The 25,383-nt window shown below is 36.1% G+C and carries 20 protein-coding genes; 10 read left to right on the top strand and 10 right to left on the bottom strand.

What is annotated here, in order from left to right; translation table 11 throughout:
- Positions 1-8 precede the first annotated feature (8 nt).
- The 4 genes from FB551_RS07445 to FB551_RS07430 all read right to left on the bottom strand — a co-directional run bounded on the left by FB551_RS07445 (position 9) and on the right by FB551_RS07430 (position 4,292).
- Complete coding sequence (locus tag FB551_RS07445) at positions 9-770, bottom strand: hypothetical protein (RefSeq protein WP_047429981.1); 762 nt, start codon at positions 768-770, stop codon at positions 9-11.
- Positions 771-948: 178 nt separating this feature from the next.
- Complete coding sequence (locus FB551_RS07440) at positions 949-1,827, bottom strand: DMT family transporter (RefSeq protein ID WP_142016461.1); 879 nt, start codon at positions 1,825-1,827, stop codon at positions 949-951.
- Between the two features lie 67 nt (positions 1,828-1,894).
- Positions 1,895-3,166: an aminotransferase class I/II-fold pyridoxal phosphate-dependent enzyme gene (locus FB551_RS07435; RefSeq protein WP_185097549.1), complete on the bottom strand. Its 1,272-nt coding sequence runs from the start codon at positions 3,164-3,166 to the stop codon at positions 1,895-1,897.
- An 88-nt stretch (positions 3,167-3,254) separates the two neighbouring features.
- Positions 3,255-4,292 (bottom strand): PLP-dependent cysteine synthase family protein, encoded by a 1,038-nt coding sequence (locus FB551_RS07430; protein WP_142016458.1) that lies wholly within the window; start codon positions 4,290-4,292, stop codon positions 3,255-3,257.
- A 223-nt stretch (positions 4,293-4,515) separates the two neighbouring features.
- Here FB551_RS07430 and FB551_RS07425 point away from each other — a divergent pair, with 223 nt between their 5' ends.
- From FB551_RS07425 to FB551_RS07380, 10 genes are all read left to right on the top strand, one after another.
- A complete protein-coding gene (locus FB551_RS07425; RefSeq protein ID WP_142016455.1) occupies positions 4,516-8,001 on the top strand; it encodes a glycosyltransferase family 117 protein in 3,486 nt (1,161 codons plus the stop codon).
- A gap of 88 nt (positions 8,002-8,089) precedes the next feature.
- Positions 8,090-9,583 (top strand): hypothetical protein, encoded by a 1,494-nt coding sequence (locus tag FB551_RS07420; RefSeq protein WP_142016452.1) that lies wholly within the window; start codon positions 8,090-8,092, stop codon positions 9,581-9,583.
- Between the two features lie 130 nt (positions 9,584-9,713).
- Complete coding sequence (locus FB551_RS07415; protein ID WP_142016450.1) at positions 9,714-10,241, top strand: DUF1697 domain-containing protein; 528 nt, start codon at positions 9,714-9,716, stop codon at positions 10,239-10,241.
- A gap of 868 nt (positions 10,242-11,109) precedes the next feature.
- Positions 11,110-11,919, top strand: coding sequence for a 3-deoxy-8-phosphooctulonate synthase (gene kdsA / locus FB551_RS07410; protein WP_047429997.1), 810 nt, complete (start codon positions 11,110-11,112; stop codon positions 11,917-11,919).
- Positions 11,920-11,962: 43 nt separating this feature from the next.
- Positions 11,963-14,200: a TonB-dependent receptor plug domain-containing protein gene (locus tag FB551_RS07405; protein ID WP_142016447.1), complete on the top strand. Its 2,238-nt coding sequence runs from the start codon at positions 11,963-11,965 to the stop codon at positions 14,198-14,200.
- A gap of 153 nt (positions 14,201-14,353) precedes the next feature.
- Positions 14,354-14,734, top strand: coding sequence for an HYC_CC_PP family protein (locus FB551_RS07400; protein WP_047430003.1), 381 nt, complete (start codon positions 14,354-14,356; stop codon positions 14,732-14,734).
- Positions 14,735-14,850: 116 nt separating this feature from the next.
- Positions 14,851-15,324: a DUF3347 domain-containing protein gene (locus FB551_RS07395; protein WP_142016445.1), complete on the top strand. Its 474-nt coding sequence runs from the start codon at positions 14,851-14,853 to the stop codon at positions 15,322-15,324.
- Positions 15,325-15,428: 104 nt separating this feature from the next.
- Complete coding sequence (locus tag FB551_RS07390; RefSeq protein WP_185150215.1) at positions 15,429-18,152, top strand: multicopper oxidase domain-containing protein; 2,724 nt, start codon at positions 15,429-15,431, stop codon at positions 18,150-18,152.
- Between the two features lie 28 nt (positions 18,153-18,180).
- A complete protein-coding gene (locus FB551_RS07385) occupies positions 18,181-18,807 on the top strand; it encodes a DUF3347 domain-containing protein (RefSeq protein ID WP_142016442.1) in 627 nt (208 codons plus the stop codon).
- Positions 18,808-18,833: 26 nt separating this feature from the next.
- Positions 18,834-19,286, top strand: a complete 453-nt coding sequence (locus FB551_RS07380; protein WP_310018637.1) for a heme-binding domain-containing protein — start codon at positions 18,834-18,836, stop codon at positions 19,284-19,286.
- A gap of 109 nt (positions 19,287-19,395) precedes the next feature.
- Here FB551_RS07380 and FB551_RS07375 read toward each other — a convergent pair whose 3' ends face one another.
- The 6 genes from FB551_RS07375 to FB551_RS07350 all read right to left on the bottom strand — a co-directional run bounded on the left by FB551_RS07375 (position 19,396) and on the right by FB551_RS07350 (position 25,270).
- Positions 19,396-20,232: a GLPGLI family protein gene (locus tag FB551_RS07375; protein ID WP_047430016.1), complete on the bottom strand. Its 837-nt coding sequence runs from the start codon at positions 20,230-20,232 to the stop codon at positions 19,396-19,398.
- A gap of 60 nt (positions 20,233-20,292) precedes the next feature.
- On the bottom strand, positions 20,293-20,586 hold the full coding sequence (locus FB551_RS07370; RefSeq protein ID WP_047430019.1) for a hypothetical protein: 294 nt from the start codon (positions 20,584-20,586) through the stop codon (positions 20,293-20,295).
- Between the two features lie 285 nt (positions 20,587-20,871).
- Entirely contained in the window at positions 20,872-22,902 is a 2,031-nt protein-coding gene (locus FB551_RS07365; protein WP_142016437.1) for an alpha/beta hydrolase family protein, read from the bottom strand.
- 72 nt (positions 22,903-22,974) lie between these two features.
- Complete coding sequence (locus FB551_RS07360) at positions 22,975-24,093, bottom strand: FAD-dependent monooxygenase (RefSeq protein ID WP_142016434.1); 1,119 nt, start codon at positions 24,091-24,093, stop codon at positions 22,975-22,977.
- A gap of 54 nt (positions 24,094-24,147) precedes the next feature.
- Entirely contained in the window at positions 24,148-24,648 is a 501-nt protein-coding gene (locus FB551_RS07355; RefSeq protein WP_047430025.1) for a GNAT family N-acetyltransferase, read from the bottom strand.
- Positions 24,649-24,661: 13 nt separating this feature from the next.
- Entirely contained in the window at positions 24,662-25,270 is a 609-nt protein-coding gene (locus FB551_RS07350) for a hypothetical protein (RefSeq protein WP_142016432.1), read from the bottom strand.
- Positions 25,271-25,383: the final 113 nt, after the last annotated feature.

Here is a 25,383-nt window from a genome sequence, read left to right as displayed (position 1 = left end):
TAATTATTTTAGAATAAATTAGCGGGTCTGCTAAACAAAGCATCGGTAGCATTATTCTCAATAAAGCTTAGGAAAGTATTCTCATCAAAATATCCATCATGATCTAGAATTGCCGGATTTAATAATTCTATTTCACTGGGTTTCTCAAGGCTGATATTCTCAATAAACTTTCCGGTTTTTCCTGTTATTTCATTATGAAAACTGATCAGGTATCGAGAATAAATATTTCCTTCAGCAACAGTATAATGCCCGTTTTCTGCAATGAGGGATGTCATAATGCTTCCTCCGATATAGGTTTCATTATCATTCCCCGAAGCACCAAATAATACTTTTGAGGTAACATTTCCAGAGCAGTACAATGAGCCATTGATGATGATATTTTCTGCCTGTATATTACCGGTAACAATAAGAACAATATAATCTTCAACAAACAGTTTTTTAGATAAATGAAGATCGCCTTCTATGAGAATGATTTTATATCCTTCCCCTTCTTCGGTAATCAGTTCAAGGGAATTGTCATTTTCATTTTGTATAAGTACAATCTCAGGACCATCATCTTCATTATTGATGTGGAGAGAGGCTTCTTTTATTTTTTCTGCTGTTTCATCATCCAGCATTTCGAGAAATTCAGCAAGACTTTCCTCGTCTACATAGCTTTCATTGAAAAAATTGTTTTCCAGGGCTTCATGAGCAATGCTATATAGATTTTCTGATTTTTCTTTGAGCTGCTTGTATAATTGATCTTTGGTCAGTTTTTGCAATTCTTTCATCGGTTTTTAAAAGTATATACATGGGTCTGTTCAGTGGGGGAAACACCTGTTAATAGACAGATGCAATATAATCAGAAATTTTGTTATGCCAGAAAGTGATCTATTTATTTTTTCAAATATTTTTTTATGGATGATTTTTTAAGTTCGAAATATGGTATTCTTTCCCAAATAATCTGTTCTAGGCATGACCTATTTTCCTTTGATCGCCGATTACATTCAGGGTAACTCCAAAAAGAATTAAAGTAATCCCAATAAGCAGATTTGGAGTGAATTTTTCATGAAACATCAAAACACTGATCAATACAGCAACTACAGGTTCCAATGCTCCTAAAATAGCAACAGGTGTAGATCCGATATATTTGATGGCAAATACAAGGCATAAACTGGAAATAACGGTAGTGAGAAATGCAAAAACCAGGAAGTTAATGAAGATCTCTGGGGAAGGAATCACAAATGATTCATTCGCCATCAAAGCTTTGGTCATAAAGAACATTGAGGTGAAAAACATGGAATAAAACGTAAGCTTGAATCCGGAAACTTTGATATTCGATTTGTTGACAATAACCATATATAAAGCATAGAAAAGTGAACTGAGCATAACAATTCCCAACCCTGCAAAATTGATTTCCAGTCCGTTTCCTTTTAAACATAAAACAATGACTCCCGCAAATGCAAGCAGTAAAGAAGCTCCGGATAATTTGGTAAGCTTTTCCTTGTAAAAGAAAAGCATGATCAATGCTACAATAATCGGGTAAATAAATAAAACGGTTGAAGCAATTCCTGGGGTAAGGAAATCATACCCTAAAAACAAAAATTCTGAAGAAAGGGCATAGCAGATTCCAAGGATGGCCAGAATTAAGGTTTCCTTTTTATTGATTTTAAAACTTTCCCGTGAATACAGCAGATATCCTCCCACCATTAAAGCCGAAAAGAAAAATCTGTAAAACAGGGTGATATCCATTGAAAAGTGTGCCTGCTTCACTGGCAGAATAAAAATAGGAATCAGACCATATGAAACGGCTGATAAAATTCCCAGTGTGTAACCTCTAAGTTTCATGTGCTTTATAGTTATTAAACAAGAAAGCCACTGAATCAATCAGTGGCTTTCTTTTATTTTTAGGATATTAAATCGCTTTAAAACTTAATCCTTGTTCCTGCAGTAATTTTTGTTCCTGCTCTTTGTAGTAGCCACCTACTAATTTATCATGAATTGCTTCAAATGCTGCCAGAGTTTCATTGATCTCTGCATCTGTATGAGAAGCGGTAGGAATAAGCCTTAAAAGAATCATTCCCTTCGGAATGACCGGATATACCACCACAGAGGTAAAGATACCGTAATTCTCTCTTAAATCTTTTACCAATAGAGTAGCTTCTACAGGAGTTCCCTGCATCATTACCGGAGTTACACAAGTATTGGTGTCTCCAATGTTGAATCCTCTTTCTTTAAGTCCGTTCTGTAGTTTGTAAACATTCTCCCAAAGTTTAGCTTTGATTTCCGGTCTTGATCTCAATAGCTCCAGTCTTTTTAATCCTCCGATTACCATTGGCATCGTAAGAGATTTTGCAAAGATTTGTGATCTCAGGTTGAATTTCAGATATCTGATGATTTCTTTGTCTCCCGCAAGGAATGCTCCGAAACCTGCCATAGATTTAGCAAAAGTAGAGAAGTATACATCAATCTGATCATTACAGTCCTGCTCTTCACCTACACCGGCTCCTGTTTTACCAAGCGTTCCGAAACCATGAGCATCATCCACTAAAAGTCTGAACTGATATTTAGATTTAAGATCGCAGATCTCTTTGATTTTTCCCTGCTGTCCTCTCATACCGAAAACCCCTTCAGTAATTACAAGGATACCTCCTCCTGTTTCTTCAGCTACCTTGGTTGCTCTCTGAAGGTTTTTCTCCAGACTTGCCATATCATTATGCTTGTAGGTAAATCTTTTACCGGAATGAAGTCTTACTCCATCCACGATGCAGGCATGAGAATCCATATCATAAACAATTACATCATTTCTGCTCACCAAAGCATCAATGGTAGAAACCATTCCCTGGTAACCGAAATTCAATAGATATGCTGATTCTTTTTTTACGAAGTCTGCCAATTCTCTTTCCAACTGAAGGTGCTGATCTGTTTCTCCAGACATCGCTCTTGCTCCCATTGGGTAGAACATTCCATATTCTGCAGCCGCTTTTGCATCCGCTTCTATTACCTCAGGATGATTACACAATCCTAAATAGTCATTGGCACTCCAGAAAATTACTTCTCTCCCCTGAAACTGCATTCTAGGGCCGATAGGTCCCTCTAATCTCGGGAAAATAAAATAGCCTTCACCATAATCTGCAAATTGTCCAAGTGGTCCTGGATTTTCTTTTATTCTTTCAAAAATATCCAACATTGTATCGTAATTTTTAAGTAACAAAGCCTTTTTTGTCTGAACACGCAAAAGGCTTTATTTATTTGTATCGTGATTTTATTCGTTCTTATTTTATAAACTCCGTTTTGAAAACTTCGTCATAGTTGTGAACACAGTTGTTGACAAATCCCTGTTCAGCCATCCACTTATCACTATATACTTTAGTGATGTATCTGGAGCCGTGGTCAGGATAAATTAAAACAACTACGTCATTTTCTGTAAGCTCATGAGATTGGGCATACTGCATCAATCCCTGTGTTACAGCTCCGGTAGTATAACCTCCCATGATAGCTTCTTTCAAAGCAATTTCGCGGGTTCTGTACGCGGACATTTCATCATTTACCCTTACAAACTCATCCACCTTGTCGAAAAGCAGGGCGGCAGGGATCAGGTTTTTACCCATTCCTTCGATCTGATAAGGATGTACATCTTCTTTGTGTATTTCTCCTGTCTCGTGATAGCTTTTAAGGATAGAACCATCTGCATCTACACCAATAATCTTGATATCCGGATTCTTTTCCTTCAAATACTTGGCAGAACCTGATAACGTACCACCAGTTCCGGTGCAGGCAAAAAGGTGAGTGATCTTACCTTGTGTCTGTTCCCAGATCTCAGGACCTGTTGTCTGATAGTGCGCATCAATATTCAGTTCATTAAAATATTGATTGATGTAAATAGAATTTGGAGTTTCCTGAGCGATTCTTTTAGCTACTTCATAATATGATCTGGGATCATCTGCTGGTACATTGGCCGGGCATATATACACCGTGGCTCCCAATGCTTTCAGATAAGCAATTTTTTCAGGTTTTGTTTTATCACTTACTGCAAGAATACATTTATATCCCTTAATGATACATACCATCGCAATAGAAAACCCGGTATTACCGGAAGTAGTTTCTACAACTACAGAATCTTCCTTTAAAAGGCCTTTTTTCTCTGCGTTCTCTATAATATGAAGTGCGATTCGGTCTTTGGTGGAATGTCCAGGATTATATGATTCTAACTTGGCATAAACGGTTGCTGGAATATCTTTTGTCACAGTATTTAGCTTCACCATCGGAGTGTGTCCTATCAGGCCAAGAATATTATCGTAAACATTACTCATTATTTGTTATTTTCAATAAAAATCTGACTGCAAAAATACAAAAAAATAAATAATTACTAAACTTTTGTTTGATTTCTAGGGCATAGTTTTGTAAAAAGTTATTTTCGTATTTACAGTTTTGACACGAGTGTAATCGCAAATACTACGCCAAAATTTTTAAATTTTGTTAAAACCCGCATAAAATAAGATAAAAGCCTTATTTTCGCATAATTGATTTAATACTATGAAAAATTGGACTTTTAGGCAATGGAACACCGTTTCAGGATGGGTGATTTTCGTTATTGCTTTCTTCACGTACTTGTCCACCATAGAACCCAATTTCAGTTTTTGGGATTGTGGCGAGTACATTTCTTCTGCAGTAAAACTTGAAGTAACGCACGCTCCCGGAGCTGCTTTATTCCAGATTGTGGGTGCCGTGGCAGCCATTTTTGCATTAGGGAAAGGCGAAAATTATTCTATCGTGATCAACGCGATGTCTGCATTGTTCAGTGCGCTGACTATTTTATTTTTGTTCTGGACGATCACACACTTTGTGAGAAGACTTTTGAACAAAGATTTTGAAGAAATTACAAAACATCAGGAAATCTCTATTTTATTTGCCGGAGCAGTTGGAGCACTTTGCTTTACTTTCTCAGACACATTCTGGTTCTCAGCAGTAGAGGGAGAGGTTTATTCTATGGCTTCTATGTTTATTGCGCTCTTGGTCTGGTTAATCACCAAATGGGAGAATGAGTATCAGGCGGGAGACAGTGAAAGATGGATTATTCTTATTTTCTTTATTTTAGGACTTTCTGTAGGAGTGCATATGATGTGTATGCTGGCAATTCCTGCAGTATGTCTGGTATATTATGCTAGAAATTACAAGTTTACCTGGAAAAACTTTATCTGGGCAAACCTTATCACACTGGGAATTTTGATTATCGTTTTCAAAATTATCTTCCCTTTAATTATGACCATGTTCGGAAGACTTGAGATTTTCTTCGTGAACGGTCTTGGACTTCCTTTCCACTCAGGAACTATTGCAGCATTTGTTTTAATGGTAGCAATTTGCTATTTCTTAATCAAATATGCAAGAAAAGCAAAAAGAAACATCTACCAGACAGCTGCATTATCTGTAGTTTTCATGATGATTGGTTTCTCTTGCTGGATGGTTATTCCTATCAGAGCCAATGCTAATCCACCGATGAACCTTAATGATCCGGATACAGCAATTGGTATGCTGGATTATTATAACAGAGAGCAGTATGGGGACTGGCCTACGATTTACGGGCAAAATTATACGGCATTTCTGGATGCTAACGGAATCGAGAAAAACGAAGACGGAAGCTTTAAAACACAAAAAACCGGGGAAATCTACGAAAAAGACGAAAAAACCGGAACGTACAGAAAAACCGGAGACCGTTTCAATTATGTATTCAACAAGTCTCAGGTGAGCTTAATGCCAAGAATGTTTAATGAAGATAAGGATGTAATGGCCAACTATATTTCTATGTATGGTGCTCCTGATTTTACATTCAACTACGGTAACGAAGATGTGGCAGATAATCCTCAGGCTAAGCAGATCTTTGATGAACTGAGAGCAAAATATGAAGACAAATCAATTACCGCTTCAGATTATCTGAAAGTGAAACCTTATAACCTGATCAATGTTCAGAAGCCTTCATTCCTTCAGAATATGGATTACTTTATCACTTTCCAGAACGGATATTACTTCGTAAGATACCTGATGTGGAACTTCGTGGGAAGACAGAATGATCTTGAAGGAAATATGGAGAGCACAAAAGGAAACTGGATTTCCGGAATTCCTTTCGTTGATAATGCTGTGGTAGGAAATCAGGATAAAATGCCTGCTAAATTTAAGAATGAAAGTACAGTAAAATTCTTCTTCCTTCCATTAATTTTAGGTTTGATCGGATTCTTTTTCCAATTGAACAGAGACTTTGGAAGATTCTATGCATTGTTATCTTTATTCATTTTAACAAGTGTAGGTATTGTTTTCTATACAGGGGTAAAACCTTTTGAGCCGAGAGAAAGGGATTATGCAATGGTAGGCTCATTCTACGCGTTTGCGATCTGGATCGGATTGGGTGCAGGAGCCATCCTATGGTTCTTACAATCTAAAATAAAATCAAACGGAGCGAACATTGCATTGGGAGTGGTTTTATTAGGAGTTCCTTTCATGATGGGCTTCCAGAACTATAATGTTCATGACAGAAGCAACAGATATACTGCATATGATTATGCGTATTCAGTTTTAAAATCATTACCGAAAAACGATATCCTTTTCGTTTACGGGGATAACGATACATACCCGGTTTGGGCTATTCAGGAGACAGAACAGTTCAGAGATGATGTAAAGGTGGTGAACTTTACCCTTGCTTCAACTCCATGGAATCTTGACCAGGTAAAAAGAAGAACTTACAACGCAATGGGAATCCCAAGCCAGTTGACACACGAAGATTATAGAGATGGTGTAAATGATCAGATTTATATGATGAAGAAGGAAGATTGGGAAGGTGTTTTCTCTATGTTGAAAGAACAGGGAGCTCCGGAAACAGAATTCCAGTCGTTCAGAAAATATCTTACTCAGGATTCTTTAACATTGAAACAGGCGATTGAATTCATTAAATTCAAATCTCCTGAAAAAGATGAATTATTGAAAATGTACTTCGGAGAAGAGAAATTTGAAAAATACAATATCCTTCCGGTAAACAAATTCATCCTTCCTGTCAACAAAGAAAATGCTTTAAAAGCAGGAATTATCAACAAAGAAGATCTTCCGAATGTAGCCGATCAGATCATGATTACTTACAAAGGAAATACATTGTATAAGAATAACCTGATTTTAATGGATCTTTTAGCGAATTTCGACTGGAAGCGTCCGATCAACTTCTCATCAGGAGGTATTTATGACAGTGAGAACATTTTCTATCTGAACGATTACCTTCAGTTTGACGGATTCAGTTACAGATTAATCCCTATCCAAACGCCTCCGACAGCTGATGGAGATATGGGAAGAGTAGATGCTAATTCTCTTTATAACGTAGTGAAAAACTTCAGATGGGGGAACTTTAAGAATTTAAATGCTCACTTTGATGAAACGGCTACTTCCAATATCATCAGCTACAGAATGTCAGCAAGCAGAGCGGCGGCAGCCCTTGCACTAAGCGGACAGAAAGCGAAAGCATTGGAAATTCTGGATCTTGCAGCGAAAGAAATTCCTGCGGAGAAATATAACGATCCCCGTTCTTTAAGTTCAATTGTTTCAGGATACATCATTGCAGGACAGGAGCAGAAAGGTCTTCAGATTGCTGAAGTTCTTAAAAAAGGAATCTTTGAAGAATATGATTATTATTTAAGTCTTTCCAAAGCGGATCAAAGTTATCTGAGAAGACAAATGAGAACAAAACCTATGGAATATTCTCTTGTGGTTTCTGCAGTAACAGATGCTTATACAAAGATAGGACAGAAAGAAAAAGCATATGCATATCTGGTAAAATCCATCGAGCCAATAGACAAGAAGTTCAATGTATTTATCAAAGATCTTCAGGAGATGGGTAGAGATAAAGCGATGAAAGAGTCTGAAAATGTACAGCAGATTACGCCATTCTATCAGTACTTATTTGATGTCATGGAACCTTATGATTCCACGTATTCAAAAGAAAAAGAAAATCAGATTACAACCGCGATTATCAAAGCAACAAAATAAAATACTTTAAAACGGAACTTCGGTTCCGTTTTTTTATTATTGGGAATCCTGAATTTTAAGGTTATATTTGTGAAAGTAAAAATACATAATGTCCGAAACACAAAATAGCAAATTCCCAATCTATGCCGTCATTGCTACGGTTCTTTTTAAGCTTCTGTTTTTATTAACGCACTACATTCAGGAAGATGCATTTATTACCTGGAGAGTTGCCCAGAACCTATTGGATTATGGGGTAATAGGCTTCAACGGCGATACTAAAATTTCTGCATCTACAACACATCTGTATGTTTTTGTCTCCTATATTTTCAATCTGGTTTTTGGAAAAGAAAACTTTATTGAACCTCTTTTGATTTTTAACTCCCTACTGTTTACCATAGGAACTTTATGGCTGTCTCATCTGGTTCTTAAAAACCCATGGCATAAAGCGGTTTTTATATTTCTGATCGGTATTTTGCCTCCATCAATTAAAATTTCAATCCTTGGGATGGAATACGGAATCCTGTTTTTTCTGGAGATGGCATTGCTGTACTATGGATTTAATAAAGGAAAAAAATGGGTTCTGACATTTCTTCCCGTTTTAATCATGTTTACCAGAATTGATACCGTCATATTCCTCGGAATTGTATTCCTTGTAGATCTATTCTGGAACAGAAAAATAAGATGGAATTATATCTTCGGAGGAGCTTTTGGAGTTTTATCTACAGTAGCTTTCAACTGGTTTTACTTTGGGGAACTGGTAAACAATACCATTACCGCAAAAAAATTGCTTTACAGTGAAAACTTTACGATCCAGCAGCATATCGGATATTTTTTTAAAAGCTTTGGAAACTTTTGGGGAATGCTGAAAGTTCCGGGAGATTTCAATCCTCTGACTATTGTAATATTGATTTTTGAATTGCTTTGCTTTATTTATCTGATCAGACAGCGAGAGAAAAGAAACTACTTTTTGTGGATGATTTTTCTTTTCGGATGGGCAAAACAAATCATATTCATTTCTCAGAAAAGTTTGTTCGACTGGTACTATTGGGTGCCGCAGATTTTGCTTTTCGTTCCGGTCCTGATTTTTGTGTTGGAACAAAAAGAGAGAAGAAATCTTTGGCTGTCATTATTGATTATATTCTACATTTTCCCAATGTTTGTTTTCCAGACTGTTCACTCCATTGCAACAGGAAATGGAGAATGGAATTACCGCAGAACAATTGGTACATTTTTAAATCAATATGAAAAAGATAAAAACCAGTGGATTCTATTGGAACCAGCGGGTTATGTACCTTATTTTTCAGGATTAAAAACAATTGATGAGGTTGGACTGGTTGATAAACAGATTCAGGAGGAAATTAAAAAAGATAAGGTTAATTACTGGATCAATACCGTAAAAACAAGAAAACCAAAATATCTTCTTTCTTATCAGAATTTATACGAAGGAGACAATGCGAATTCTTTGTATTATAAAACCCACTATAAGCTTTTAAAGGAATTCAGAGTGAAAGATCATCTGAATAGCAACAATAAAATTTTAGAAAAAATTTACCATCTGAAACCTTCCGGAACAGACTATAACTTGTACATTAGAATCGATTAAAAGATTGAAATATTTAAAATTGAAAGAATTCAGAAAAGAGTTTTATAATAACTCTTTCACTCTAATACTCTCAAACCCTCCGACCAACAATCACTGCAACCTATTATCTAAAACCTAATCCCTAAATAAAATGAAATACTGTGCTTTTCTCCGTGGCGTCAACGTAAAAGGAACCAATATGAAAATGGCTGATGTATGCCAGGTTTTTAAAAATGCTGGTATGAAAGACGTGAGTTCAATATTGGCTTCCGGAAATATCGTGTTTTCTTCAGATAAAAGCGTGGAAGAGCTAAAAACCATTCTTGAAAAAGCAATGTCAGAACATTTCTCATATGAAGCTTTTTTGTTTGTGAAATCTAAGGAAGAAACAGAAGTTTTCTGGAACAGTATTCCTTTTGAAAAGAATGAAAATTTTCATATTTATGGCTTTGTAGGAATTCCCGGAGTGGAAAAGGTTTTGATGGAGGAGTTTCAGAAAGCTGCACAGGCTGAAAACGAAAAGGCAGAAATTATCAATGATATCTTTTACTGGCAGGTCCCGAAAGGAAATACCTTAGATTCTACCTTTGGGAAGATTTTGGGAAAGAAAAGTCTTAAAGATCAGTTGACCAGCAGAAATGTGAATACATTTGAGAAGGTTTTAAAAAAAATGAATTAAAATACACGAATCACCTTCGGATAAAACTTATCCAATTATATTATAACATTTTATTGGAAATTCAATAGGAACGGGCTTTAGCCCGTTTATCAATAAAAGTAACAGGCATTGGCTTCAGCCAAAACCTAACTTATAAGTTATGGTAGACTGATTTCGTGAATGAAGCAGTTAGTATTAGGGCTGTCATGCTGAGCCTGTCGAAGCATCTGTCAATAATCTACTATCTATTATCAATTATCGAGTACTCATTAACAGCTAGTATTAGAGTTGTCATGTTGAGCCTGTGGAAGCATCCTCCAATAAATAATCAGGATTCAAGAATTATTTTATGCATCTCTTCCACATATTGTTATTTTGCAAAGTCATTATCTTTAAACAAAGCCGATGAATATTCGCTTTTTCAATAATACATTCATAAGCTATGATTGCAATGTTGTTTAGTGTTTTATAAAATGCTTCGACAGGCTCAGCATGACATCGCTAAAAAATGACGCTAATGTAATGTGGCCTTGCCGTGTTTGTACATTGATTATTTATACTGTTTATTATAATTTTCATATTAATAAAAACAGCTAGTATTAGAGTTGTCATGCTGAGCCTGTCGAAGCATCTATCAATTTATAACCAGAAACCAATATTCTTTTGATTATCATACTGTCTGTCTATTGTAAGGTACACGTTAATAAAAACAGCTATTATTAGAGTTGTCATGCTGAGCCTGTCGAAGCATCCGTCAATTTAATAACCGGAAATTTAAAAATGGAAAAGAGTTAAAAACTATTGCAGCCATAGCCTGTTAAAGCAATCAAATAATTTCCATTTGTGAAACTTTCTCAGTATTTTTACTGAACTTTTTAATTATATCAAAATGATTCAGTATTTAGATAATATTTCGCACAAAGATTCAAAGAACTTTTTCCTTATTGCCGGTCCTTGTATTATTGAAGGAGAAGATATGGCATTAAGAATTGCTGAAAAGGTAATCAGTATCACAGACAAATACAATATTCCCTATATTTTCAAAGGGAGCTTCAAAAAGGCTAACAGAAGCCGTGTAGATTCTTTCACTACCATTGGTGAAGAAAAATCTCTTGAAATCCTTAAAAAAGTAGGAGAGACCTTCAATATTCCTACAACAACGGACATTCATGAAAATGAGCATGCAGCGTTGGCAGCACAATATGTAGATGTTTTACAGATTCCTGCTTTCCTTGTTCGTCAGACTGATTTATTAATCGCTGCCGCAAAAACCGGAAAATGTGTTACCCTGAAAAAAGGACAGTTCCTTTCACCGGAAGCAATGAAATTTGCGGTTCAGAAAGTAACAGATTCTGACAACCAGAAAGTAGCGATTATTGAAAGAGGAAATTCTTTCGGATATACAGACCTTATCGTGGATTACAGAGGAATTCCTACAATGAGAGAATATGCTCCTGTGATTTTGGATGTTACCCACTCTTTACAGCAGCCTAACCAGAATTCAGGGGTTACAGGTGGAAGACCGGACCTTATTGAAACTGTTGCTAAAGCAGGAATTGCAGTAGGAGCAGACGGAATTTTCATCGAAACACATCCTACACCGGAAACCGCATTATCTGATGGTGCCAACATGTTAAGATTAGATTTATTAGAAGATTTGTTACAAAAATTGACAAGAATTAGAGAATCGATTTTGTAATTGTTAAAAAAACATTAATTTTAGAAATTCTAAAACATTTCTTTTGAAAAAACTAGTTTTACCGCTAAGCCTTATGGTCCCGTTTCTGATTTTCTCCCAACAAAGAAAAAAGGATACAGCGACCACTAGAGTAACCGATATAGAGGAAGTTGTCTTCCAGAAAAAAGCAACAGGAAGAACCAATGACCTTACCAACGTAAGAATTTCAGCAAAAGAAGCGAAATCAGTAGCTTCTATTAATGGAGGAATTGAAGGCTTGCTTAAAACACTACCTTCCGTAAACTCCAATACCGAGCTGTCTTCACAATATATGGTTCGTGGTGGAAACTATGATGAAAACCTTATCTACATTAACGATATTGAGATCTACAGACCTTTCCTGATCAGAAACTCTCAACAGGAGGGGATGAGTATCATTAACCCGGATATGGTTTCTGCAGTGAATTTCTCTGCGGGAGGATTTGAAGCCAAGTATGGTGATAAAATGTCTTCTGCCTTAAATATCTATTACCGTGAACCTGAAAAATTTGAAGTTTCAGGAGAGGCCAGTTTAATTGGAGGAAGGCTCACTACCGGGCTGGCTTCCAAAAATAAAAAATTTACAGCCTTATTTTCGGGAAGATACAGAAACACCAACCTTGTTCTTAATACCTTAAAAGAAGATACGGATTTTAATCCAACGTATTGGGATTTCCAGTCTTATCTGAACTATCATGTCAGTGATAAATTCAGCATGTCATTCATCGGATATTATTCCAAGAACGACTATCAGATGATTCCTAAAGCAAAAAGCGTTACGTTTGGAAGTCTTCAGCAGCCTATTACCGTCAATATTGGATATGGAGGTCAGGAAAATGACCAGTATAAAAATATGATGGGAACATTCTCTATGAATTATAAGCCGGCAGACAAGTGGAAACTTACCCTGGATGCCTTTGCCTATCAGAACAGAGAAAGAGAGTATTATACCATACAGTCGGCCTACGAACTTCAGACTTTTGATCCGGTAACACAACAGCCTGTGACTTCTTTTGATGTGGGAGGGCAAATAGAACATGCAAGAAATGACTTATTTGTAAGAACCTACGGAACTCAGTTCAGAGCCAAATTTTCACCCAATGTAAACACAGACTTTGAGATAGGTTTCAAATATGAAAAAGAAAATCTGAAAGATCTTACTAATGAGTGGAAATTAGTAGATTCTGCAGGGTACAGCCTTCCAAGACCGGAAATAATTGATCCGAGAACCGGAACAACAGGAGATCTTAAGCTTGCTTATTATATTGCCGGACAAAACAATATTGAGCCTACAAGACTTTCAGCATATGCACAGTATTCACAGAAGTTTTATTGGGGTGCCAGTAAAGTGTTTGTGAATGCCGGAGTACGTGTTGCCAACTGGAGTTTCAATAAAGAAACGATATTCTCTCCAAGAGCCCAATTTGCGATAAAACCGGACTGGGACAGCGATATGTTATTTAAAATTTCAGGGGGAATTTACTATCAGGCTCCTTTCTATAAAGAAATCAAGGATTTAGATGGTAATTTTAACTCTAATATAAAATCGCAGCGCTCTATCCAGGTTATTCTTGCCAATGATTATGAGTTCCAGATGTATGACAGACCATTCAAACTGACAACGGAACTTTATTACAAGAAAATGGATAACCTTATTCCGTATTATATGGATAATGTAAGAATCCGGTATTCTGGGCAGAATAATTCCAAAGGATATGCCTATGGTATTGATACCAGATTATTCGGGGAATTTGTACCAGGTGTAGATTCTTGGTTATCTGCGAGTTATGCTAGAGTATATGAAAATATTGATGGAAGAGGAGATATTCCCAGACCTACAGATCAGAGGTTGAGGTTTGCCATGTTCTATCAGGATTATATGCCAAGCTTCCCGTCTATGCGTGTGAACCTTACTCTGGTATACGCTATGGGATTACCTACAGGAGCTCCAGTAATGTTTAATAGCAACGGACAACCAGATTTTGGTTCAGCTTATAATTATCAGCAGACACTTCCTTCTTATAAAAGGGTAGATTTGGGATTGACAAAAGTATTCATCGATCCGAAAGAAAAAAATAAGAGATCCGGTTTCTGGGGTAATTTTGAAGAACTGACATTAGGAGTTCAGGTTTTCAATGCATTTAATATTAACAATACTGTTGCGAACCAATGGATCACAGATTATAACAGTAATTATATGTATCCTGTTCCGGTACGTCTTACAGGACGTTTCTTTAATGTGAAGTTAGAATTTAAACTGTAAAAAATTAAAAGATGAGGTTGATGTTAATCTCTCAAAAAATAAATAAAAGCTTTCGGAGACATTCGGAAGCTTTTTATTTTACCCGAATTTTATAACAACATTACCAAATTTTATAACAACGGTCTCAGAGATATTTTTATCTTTGTCCTATCAATGAAAAAGATTCTTGCCATATTGTTTTCTATTTTCTACTTCGGGTTTTCTTCCGGAGCAGCTTTTAGCATTCATTATTGCATGAAGGAATTTGTTTCTGTAAGCCAGAAAACAGATGGTATCTGTGCTAAATGCGGTGTTAAAGACAAAAAAGGATGCTGCAAAACAGAGATCAAAGTAGTAAAAGTAGATGATTCCCAGAAATCAGATTTGCTTAAAATTGACTTTTTAGGCCAGATTTCAGAAATTCCGGTGAAACATCAGTTTGCTGTTATTGATAAATCTTTTTCAGCCACCAAATTTACTCAGATCCAGATCAATGCACCGCCCGAATACCGGCCGGTACCTATCTACATCAATCATTGTAATTTTAGAATTTAGAATCCGTCTGTCGTTTTCTGTATCATCTTATACAGTTACAGGCGACATGTTCTGACGCATATTCCTGATGCGTTACCCTTATTCTTTATTAAAAATTAATTCTAAAATCTAAAACAATGAAAAAATATATCATTACATCAGCCTTATCTTTATTTTCAATCATTTCATTATCAGCACAGTCTAAAAAAGATGCTCAGATTTCTAAGCTGTATCAGAACTATATCGCAATCAAATCAGCACTAGCTTCAGATGATGCAGATAAAACTTCAAAAGCCGCAACAGAATTCATTAAAACAGCTTCAACCATTGACTATAAAATGGTTTCGGAAGGGAATCTTAATGTTCTTAGAAAAGATGCTTCTGTTATTTCCGAAGCAAGAAATGTTACTGCCCAGAGAGAAACCTTTCTCAACCTTTCAGATAATATGATCGCTTTAACCAAGGAGTTCAAACTTTCTGAAAAACCAGTCTATGTTCAATATTGCCCAATGGCAGACGGCAGCTGGCTGAGCGATGAAAAACAGATTGCCAACCCATACTATGGGAAGTCTATGCTTTCATGCGGAAGTGTAAAGTCGGAGATTAAATAATTAGTCTATTATTCTTTAAAATAATAAGTTGTATAGCTAAAGTTATAATTGACTTTAAGTTGTACAACTTTTAAAAACTTTGAAATATTATGAAAAAACTGATAATGTTTCTGGTGCTGTTATTCTCTGTTTTTACTTTCGCTCAAAATACAAAAACGTATTATACCTGTCCGATGCACGCTGAAGTGGTCTCCTCAAAACCTGGGGACTGCCCGAAATGCGGAATGACTCTGGTTAAAAAGACAGCCGTTGTAAAGCCGGAAGCGAGACCTGCAGCTAAAACAGAAACAAAGGCAAAACCTGCAGAAATAAAAATAAATAAGACAAATAAAATAAAGGAAGCAACTAAGGTTGATCAAACAAAAGTAATAAAGCCTTCTGTTCAGCCAGAAAAAAAAGTTGTATCATCAGCTAAAGCTCAAACTACTTATACATGCCCGATGCATCCGAAAATAGTTTCGGAAAAACCGGGAAAATGCCCTAAATGCGGGATGGATCTGGTAGAAAAAGAAGATCATTCCCATACACAGGCTGAAAATCCCAAAGAAGAAAAATCTGTTTTAAAACGTAACTCCGAAAACGGAAGAATTACTTTCGGTGGGAAAACGGTTCGTTATGATCTGTATGTAAAAGACACCATTGTCAATTTCACCGGAAAAAACAGAAGAGCAATTGCGATCAACGGGAAACTTCAGGCTCCGACTTTATATTTTACGGAAGGAGACACAGCCGAAATTTATCTGCACAATATGCTTAAGGAAAATACAGGATTGCACTGGCATGGGGTAATTCTTCCCAATGAACAGGATGGTGTTCCTAATCTGACCACGAAACCTGTAAAACCGGGAGAAACCCATTTATATAAATTCAGAATCTCTCAGAACGGAACCTATTGGTACCATTCTCATGAAGCACTGCAGGAGCAGATCGGAATGAATGGTATCCTGGTTTTCAAAAAAAGAGAAGGTGAACCTAAAACAGAGTACAATGCTGAAATTCCGGTATTACTGGGAGATTGGAGTGATGATGATCCGATGCAGATTGCAAGAAGACTTCATATGGCCAACACAGACTGGTATGCGGTAAAGAAAAATGCAGTACAGAGTTACTGGGAAGCCATCAAGTCCGGCAATTTAGGTACAAAAGCCCTGAATGAATGGAAAAGAATGGAGGCGATGGATGTAAGTGATGTTTATTACGATAAATTCCTGATCAATGGAACTCCCAGTTCAGATTATTCCAATCTAAAGCCTGGAGACAAAGTGAGATTAAGAGTGGCCAACGGAGGTTCATCTACCTATTTTTGGCTGAATTATGGAGGCGGAAAGATAAAAGTAGTCGGAAATGATGGAAATGATGTGGTTCCGATAGAAGTTGACCGTTTGATTGTCGGGGTTTCCGAGACTTATGATATTGAAGTCACGATTCCGGAGAATAAAAGCTTTGAATTCAGAGCGACTTCAGAAGACAGGATAGGACACGCTTCCCTTTGGCTGGGGTCCGGTGAGAAGGTAGAAGCTCCCAATCTTCCAAGGCTGATGCTTTTTGAAGGAATGAAAATGATGAACGGCATGATGGAAATGAGCGGAAATATGAAGCCTATGACCATGACGATGGGAAACCAGATGATGGATATGAACGAAGTAATGTACCCGGAATTATCTGAAAATCAAAGGAAAACTACAGCAAAGCATATCAATGAGATGATGGGAGTGAAGACGAAAGAAGATAAAAAAGAGGATCATTCTCAACACTCCGGAATGGATATGGGAGAAGAGAAAACCATTAAAAGATTGTCTTACAATATCTTAAAATCTCCTGAAAAAACTATTCTTCCTACAGACAGCATCCGAGAAATGAAATTTACGCTGGAAGGGAATATGAACCATTATCTGTGGACGCTGGATAACAAAACCGTAACAGAGACGGATAAAATTCTGATCAAAAAAGGAGAGGTGCTTAGAATTAAAATGTATAATAATTCTATGATGCGCCACCCGATGCACCTTCATGGTCATGATTTCAGATTGATTAATTCAAAAGGGGAATATTCTCCATTGAAAAATGTGGTAGATATCATGCCAATGGAAACCGTAACGATAGAATTCGCAGCGAATCAGGATGGTGACTGGTTTTTCCACTGCCATATCTTATACCATATGATGGCGGGAATGGGAAGAATCTTCAGTTATGAAAACTCTAAACCCAATCCACAGCTTCCGAACAGAAAATTAGCCTGGAAGAACTTTATACAGGATAATAAAATGACCAGTTCTATGGCGATGCTGGATGTAGCAAGTAATAAGATCCATGCAGAAACGATGACGATGTTCGGACCGAGATGGGCTAACCTTAATGAGTTTCATTCCAACTGGAATTTTGATCATTTTGAAGGAAGTGCAAAAGTAGGACGGTTTTTAGGAAAATTCCAGTGGGCGCTTCCCTATGCAGGAGTAAGAGTTCAAAAAAATCATGAGATCATGGAAAGACAAATGGCAGAAGATATGGGTATGGATTTTCATGGGAAAAAGACCTGGTTCGGACAGCAAAAAGCTTCCAAAGACAAATTGGCATTCATGGTAGGTATGCAATATGTACTTCCGATGTTGATTACAGCTGATGCAAGTGTAGACCAGAACGGAAAAGTACTGTTGGAACTGAGCCGTGAGGATATTCCACTTTCAAGAAGACTGAGAGGAAACTTCAGCGTCAATTCTGATGGTGAATTCTCAACGGGAATGAGGTATATTCTTCAAAAATGGTTATCCGTTTCCGGAAACTATGATAATGAAATGGGCTGGGGTGCAGGTGTTACTTTAACGTATTAATTTTTTTAACCATATTATTTAAGAAACAATGAAAAATATAATAACCGTATTGTTTGTGGGAGCTACATTATACTCTTGTAATAAACCCGACAGTAAAATATCTGAGAAGAAAGCAGAACCGGAAATTAAAACGACGGGTAAAACTGAACCTGCAGAAATCTCAAACCAAGAGGTAAAAGAAAACCCGGAAGAAAGTAAAAAAGAAACCGGCGAGCTTTCAGCTTTTCCGATTCAGCAAATTATCAAAGGTTACCTTCCTCTAAAAAATGCCCTGGCTCAGGATGATTCTAAAAAAGCTTCCGATGCGGCTAAAAGTCTGTTTTCTATATTAAAGAAAATAGATATCAGTAAAACCGATGCAAAAAACAATTCTGAGTTGCGTGATATTGTAGAAAGTGCAGCAGAAAATGCAGAGCATATCGGTGAAAAATATGATGATATAGCCCATCAGAGAGAACATCTGCTATCTCTGAGTAATGATATTAATGATTTAATAAAAGAGAAGGGAACTGGCGGATTAAAATTATACCAGGACTTCTGTCCGATGTACAATAATGGAAAAGGCGGAACCTGGATCAGTGAATCGGAAGAGATTATCAATCCATATGAAGGACAGAAAATGATTAACTGCGGATCTATAAAAAAAGTATTTTAAAACAGTAAAAAGAGATGAACCGACACATGAAAAACATATTGCTAGGGTTTGTTCTAATTTTTTTACTTATTCAGATTATTCAGCCTGCCCGTAATATTGATTACGGGCAGGTTCCTTCTACAGATATTTCAAAGGTTTACAAAATTCCTGATAATGTGCAGTCTGTTCTTAGAAATTCCTGCTACGACTGTCACAGCAATTCTACTCATTATCCATTTTATTCTTATATACAGCCTTTAAGTTATTATCTTGAAAAGCATATTAAAAAAGGAAAAGAAGAATTGAATTTTAATGAATGGGGGAGCTACAGCCGTCGTAAACAGACTAATAAATTAGAATCTATTGTGAATCAAATAAAGCAGAAAAAAATGCCGCTTACTTCTTATACTTATCTTCATCCGGAAGCGAAACTTTCCGAAAAACAGACAGAAGAAATAGTTCGCTGGATAGAGCTGACGCAGGCTGAAAAGGAAAAATAAGAACTTAAAAACAAAAGCCATCTCGTGAAAGTGAGATGGTTTGTTTATTCAGAGTTGCTTTTTAAATTTAAGTACATTAATATTTTAATCTTACAGATTGATTCTTTATTTACTCTAATTCAATAGGGTTATAAGGGAGAGGATTAGATTTTATTGGCATTTGGCTACCATCACCATTATAAACTTTACCATGAAAAAATCCAGGATTATCATAATATGATTGCTGAATCATTCTAAATTTATCTCTGCTTACTTTGAATATGCTTTTATCATTACGTAAGTAAATATCAGTAGGTTTTTGATCAACTGCAATTGCTTCAAAATGGAAATATTTTTTATTATCTTCAATTTCAAGTATTAAACCAGGCAATCCACCAAAAACATAAGGCCCATTACTAATAGGTATTTTATCTGTATACCAAGCCGTATAATCTCTACCTCTATATCGTGTTGTTGCCTTTTTACACTCATAATTAAGGATTTTTTTTCTCTCTTCACTCATAGTCCAAGTAAAAAAAGGTATTTTTTCATTATATTGATACTTATTTTTGGCTTTATCCTGTATAATTAAGCTATCTGTTAATTTATTTTTAAAGATAATATTTGACCATATTTCTCGAACTTTAAGTAGTTGGTTAATTTCTTTTCCTCCAATTCTTTCTTGATGACTAAATTTTTCAGATATTGAATCTTGTTGGACACCCTTATTGTCACTAAATTTAGAATGGCTATTTCCTACTTGTAAGATACAAAGTGCTTCCTTCTTGCTTTCAGGAACATTGATATTATCAGAAAACTTGACCTGATAATAAATATTTAGATTACTTTTTTCATAGATTTTCACTTGGTACTTAGGGGCTTGAAGTGTAAAATTATCAGGAAATTTAGTATCCTGCCCTTTAATAAAGCTAATAAATGTAACTGATAATACAACTATAAATTTCATTCTATTTGTTTTTTGTTAAAATATAAGACGGATACTTCTATCCGCCTTATTTATAATTCGTTATGCTAGAGGATAAGATGTTCCGCACTTTTGCGCATTAAAGTAAATTACATCATCAGTAAAATCACCCACGCTATCATAATCACTAGCTTCTAAATAATAAACAGCTCCACACGGAGATATTACTTGAATCCAGTTATAAAAAATAGCTTTTGTCTTTTGAGAAACTTTACTATGGTTTACAGCTTTTTTCTCAATAGTTTCAGCTTTTTTAATTACTTTTTTAGCAGTAATATTTTTAGCACTCATAAGTCCAGCTGCACCAAAGGCAACAATAAAGATAATTTTTTTCATCGTTAAAATTTTAATTTTTAATAAATAATAAAATGTTTTAGATTGCAATCTGGAAACAATGTTATGGGAATTTTATATTATTAACAATGATTATTTGTTTAAATTTAAATTACTCCAAATTAACAGTATTTTTGTTGTTTATTTTGTAATTAAATTAATTAAAAATCTTGAGAAAGATAATATTATTCTTATAAGTTGTAAGATTATGTGTTGATTAATCTATTTGTTTAAAAACAAAACCACCTCATAAAATGAAGTGGCTTTCTATAATTAATATAAATACTTTTATTTAGTAGTTCCTGCAGTTTTTTCGCTTTTTGGTGTATAGGTCACTTTTGAAATATCCACCGTCATTTCCTTCAGACGTTTTGCCACATTATCAGGCATTTCTTTCTGATATCTTCCTCCGATTACTTCAGCTAGAAATTTCTCTGTTTCAGCGTACATTGCCATGCTGTTTACAGGTTTACGGAATCCGTGCCCTTCATCATCGGCTAAGATATAATTTACTTTTTTCCCTTTATCACGCAGTGCAATGACAATTTGATCCGCCTCAGCCTGTTTTACCCTTGGATCATTCGCTCCCTGAACAATCAGTAATGGCTTGTTGATCTTATCTACACTGAATAACGGACTGGCATCATGCATACGTTTTTTACCCTCTTCAGTTTTAGGATCACCCACCATTCCGTAAAGGAAAGCACGGGCAGCTTCCCAGTAAGCAGGAACAGAATCCAGCAACGTAAATAAATTGCTAGGTCCTACAATATCTACTCCGGCAGCATATACATCAGGAGTGAAGGCTAAACCTGCGAGTGTTGCATATCCACCATAACTTCCTCCCATAATTACTACTTTATTTTTGTCTGCAATTCCCTGATCAATCAGGTATTTTACACCCCAGGTGATATCGTCCTGCATTAGTTTTCCCCACTGAAGATCTCCGCCGTTCTGGAACTTTTTACCGTATCCGCCACTCGCTCTGAAGTTGGGTTGTAATACCGCATATCCTCTGTTGGCTAAAAATTGTACGGTTGAATTGTATCCCCAATAATCTCTTGGACCTTTCGGACCTCCGTGAACCAGTACCACTACAGGAACATTTTTACCGCTTGATCCTACAGGTAAAGTCAGATATGCCGGAATTTCAAGTCCGTCACTGCTTTTATAGCTGATAGGAGTCATTGCAGCCAGATATTTTTCAACCTTTTTCAATTCTGTTCTGGGTGTATATTGAAAAATTAACTCTTTTGTCTTTGCATCGAAGAAATACGCCTCAGAAGCATATTTATCTCCTCCTACAGAAACCAGAAACTTAGAATAGTCATTGGTTGAGCTTGAAAAAGCCACCTCTCTTCCGGGAAATTTGCTTTGCAGAAATTTGTAGTTAGCTTCCCATATTTTATCTTTCCAGTAATACTCCGTTTTATCTCCGGTGTAAGAGGTGTTAATCATCTTTCTTGTATTTCTGTCCAGAAACAGCCCTCCAAAGTCTACTTTATCTTTAGGATCACTTTCTACTTTTGTGATCTGTTTAGTCTTAGGATCCATCAGGAATAATGCCGATTTATCAAGATCTCCTTTATTGGTTACAAGATAAAATTTGGAATTGTCCTCGTTCCAGTTGGAGATATAAGCACTTTCCGTTACCAGTGTTTCATAAATAGGAGTCAGTTTATCACCTTCTTTATAAAAATACTGTGTGGTTCCTTTATCATCAGTTTTTGACAGAACCCTTAATTTTTCATCCCAGTCAAAATCATAGCTGGTGATGCGGTCTTTATTTTCAAAAATCTTTTTCAGTTCACCTGTAGAAATTTTCAATGAATATAAGTCGTGCCAAGCTTTATCACGGTTATTCAATCCAATCATCAATAGATCAGGATCTTTTCTGCTCACCATATAAATCTGAGCAGTTACATCCTTAAGCGGCGTTATATTTCGGGATTCCGGAACTCCTTTTGCTACTTTCGCCATAGGATCAACCGCAAAAATATTCATGTTTTCATCTCCGTTATTATCTTTTACATACAGGATATATTTTCCGTCTTCTGACCAGAAGTAGCCATTCAGCGGGCGTTTGCTGTCTGTAAGTGGGCGTGCTTTATCAAAAGGTTCGTCAATTTTTTTTACCCAGATATTCATAATTCCTCCATATTCTTTTGTAAAGGAAATCCATTTTCCATCCGGGCTTAGCTGCCCGCCGGAAATCTCCGGGTTACCAAAAAATAAACCTCTGTCCAGTACCGGGACCTCCTGTGCTCGTGCCGTATGAACTCCTATGAGCAGGAGCAATACATAAAAGATTTTTTTCATGTTGTTAATTTTTAGTTGTTATTAATAAATTGTTTATGATTTTTAAACTGTATCTTTTCTTATCATCATAATCTACATTTCCAGTTCTATTATTTTTTTTGCCATTTTCTGATTCATGCTTTCCGGAATCAAGCCCATCAGAAAATTACGGAATGAATTTCCTTTTTCCCATTGAGAAATCTTTCCAATGGTACGGCTGGTATTGACAATATAATCCACCTTTTTTCTTCTGATACTTTGAAATCCTTCAAAAACTGCATTAAAATCCTGTTTTTTTTCCAGCAGTTTTCCAATAATATAAGCATCCTCAATAGCCTGGCAGGCACCTTGTCCCATATTGGGAGTTGTAGCGTGAGCAGCATCTCCAATCAGGCATAGATTTTCAGAATACCATTTGGGAATAGGAGCAAGGTCGGCAATGATACTACAAATAATATTTCCGTTTTCAGTGGCTTCAATAAGTTGTAAAACCAGGGAATCAAAATCTTTAAAAATATCTGTAAGCGATGCCTCACTGCTGAAACTTTTTTCATTGATACATGCATACCAATAAACCTTTTTTTTAGAAATTTTTACAAAACCAAAACGTTTTCCTTTGCCCCACATTTCAAAAGCTTCCTGATGGTATTTTTCCGGCAGATCAAAATCTACCAGACCACGCCAGCATTTTTGCCCTGAATTTCGTATGGTACCGGTTTTCAGGATCTGATTACGGATAGGAGATTTTATACCGTCTGCACCAAAAACGATTGTGCTTTCAATCTGGTTTCCATTGTCAAAATCTAAAATATAGTGTTCCTTTTTTCTTATTGTCTGCAGTGAATGATTTAATCGGATACAATCAGAAGGGAGGTTTTCAGCCAAAATCTTTTGAAGTTCGGCCCGGTGAATCGCAACATTGCAGGAATTGTAATGCGTTTCCAGTTCAAGGATTTCGGTTTTGGAGATTGTTTGTAAAGATTCATTAGCGATAACAATCCTGTGAATTTTATTACCTGCTTTTTCAATCTTTTCTTTTAAACCCAGGTGGTCAAAAACCTGCATCGCATTCACGGCCATCATAATTCCAGCTCCTACAGGTTTTATTTCGGGAGCGGACTCATAAATTGTGAAATCATACTGATGCTGTTTCAGTACATTTCCGAGGGTCAATCCTCCGATTCCGGCTCCAATGATTGAAATAGAGTTCATAAGATTTGTTTTTTGAAAATGCAAAGACAAAAACTACTTTGTACCGTATTTAATTTATAAACTTAAAATATAACTTTCCGATACTTTTTTAAACCCATACTTGCTGAAAAAATTATGAGCTCCATGATTGTTGACTCCGCTTTCCAGTAAAATAAAGCTGATATTCCAGTTTTTAGATTCATGGATGGCTTTCTCCAGAAGTTTACTTCCCAGTGACTGACCTCTTACAGACTGATCCAGAAGCATATCTTCCAGAATGGCATATTTTTTAAAAGGACTGTTGATCACATTAAAAACCATCATGCCGACAATTTCCCCATTTTCATTTTCTGCAATCAGAATATTCAGTTTGGAACTGCCATCAGAATTAAAATCAGTAATCAGCTGTTCGGTAAGAATCAGTTCAAGATCCGGATTCCAGTGGTGTGAATCTATCGCTCTGCCGGACATCATTTCGCCATGGGAAATATAAGAATCTGTTTTGTGGGTAATAAAAAAGTCTACGAGCTCTTTCACGCGGCTTTTATCGGTAAGCCATTGAGTAGTATATTTCATGAGGTGATGGTTTTTATTTTAGATTTTTCAGTTCTTCCAACAGTTTATTCTGTTTATTGATGAATTGATTGAGGCTATCTGTTTTCAGAGGATGCGCATTCTGGTATTTTTCAATTTCGGGAAGCGTTTTTCTGATTTTGAATACAACGTATTGATCATGAACTTTTGTTCTGTTTGTTTTTATTTTAGCGATGAGGTCCCGGATAGTTTGTGTTTTTATGTCATATTTTTCAGAACTGGTTTTTATCTCTTTTTCAATCTGTTTCTTTGTGACAGAATCGGTTACCGAATTTGATAGTGCCGTTGCATCATTATAGTATGTTTCTGATTTTTGAATAACATCATCATATTCGGTCATTGCATCCTCAGTTTCCTGATTAATAACCGCTATTCTTTTATCAAGATCCTGCAAAGCTTGATCATTTTTTATCAGCTCCTGATAGATTTCATGAACAAGGTTTCCTTCACGAGAGGAATATCTTGTATTTTTTTTAATAGCTCCTGAAACTGAAGATTCTGCATTATCAACTGCATTTTCTACGGTAGGAGCTTGCCGTGATTTGTTTTCACTGCATGAAAGTAGAGATAAAACCAGAATAGAGCCGAAAAATATTTTTTTCATAGTATGTTTTGTTTGGGTTGAAAATCAGCATCATATCCAAAGCAATTAAAATTAATCATTTCAATTCTAACACAAGTGATTAAAGGATATGATTTTAATTAGTTGAACAAACG

Source organism: Chryseobacterium aquifrigidense, from assembly GCF_006716485.1.
Taxonomy (GTDB): Bacteria; Bacteroidota; Bacteroidia; order Flavobacteriales; family Weeksellaceae; genus Chryseobacterium; species Chryseobacterium vietnamense.
Note: the sequence above shows the minus strand (reverse complement) of the source record. Positions and strands in the feature narration are given on the sequence as shown.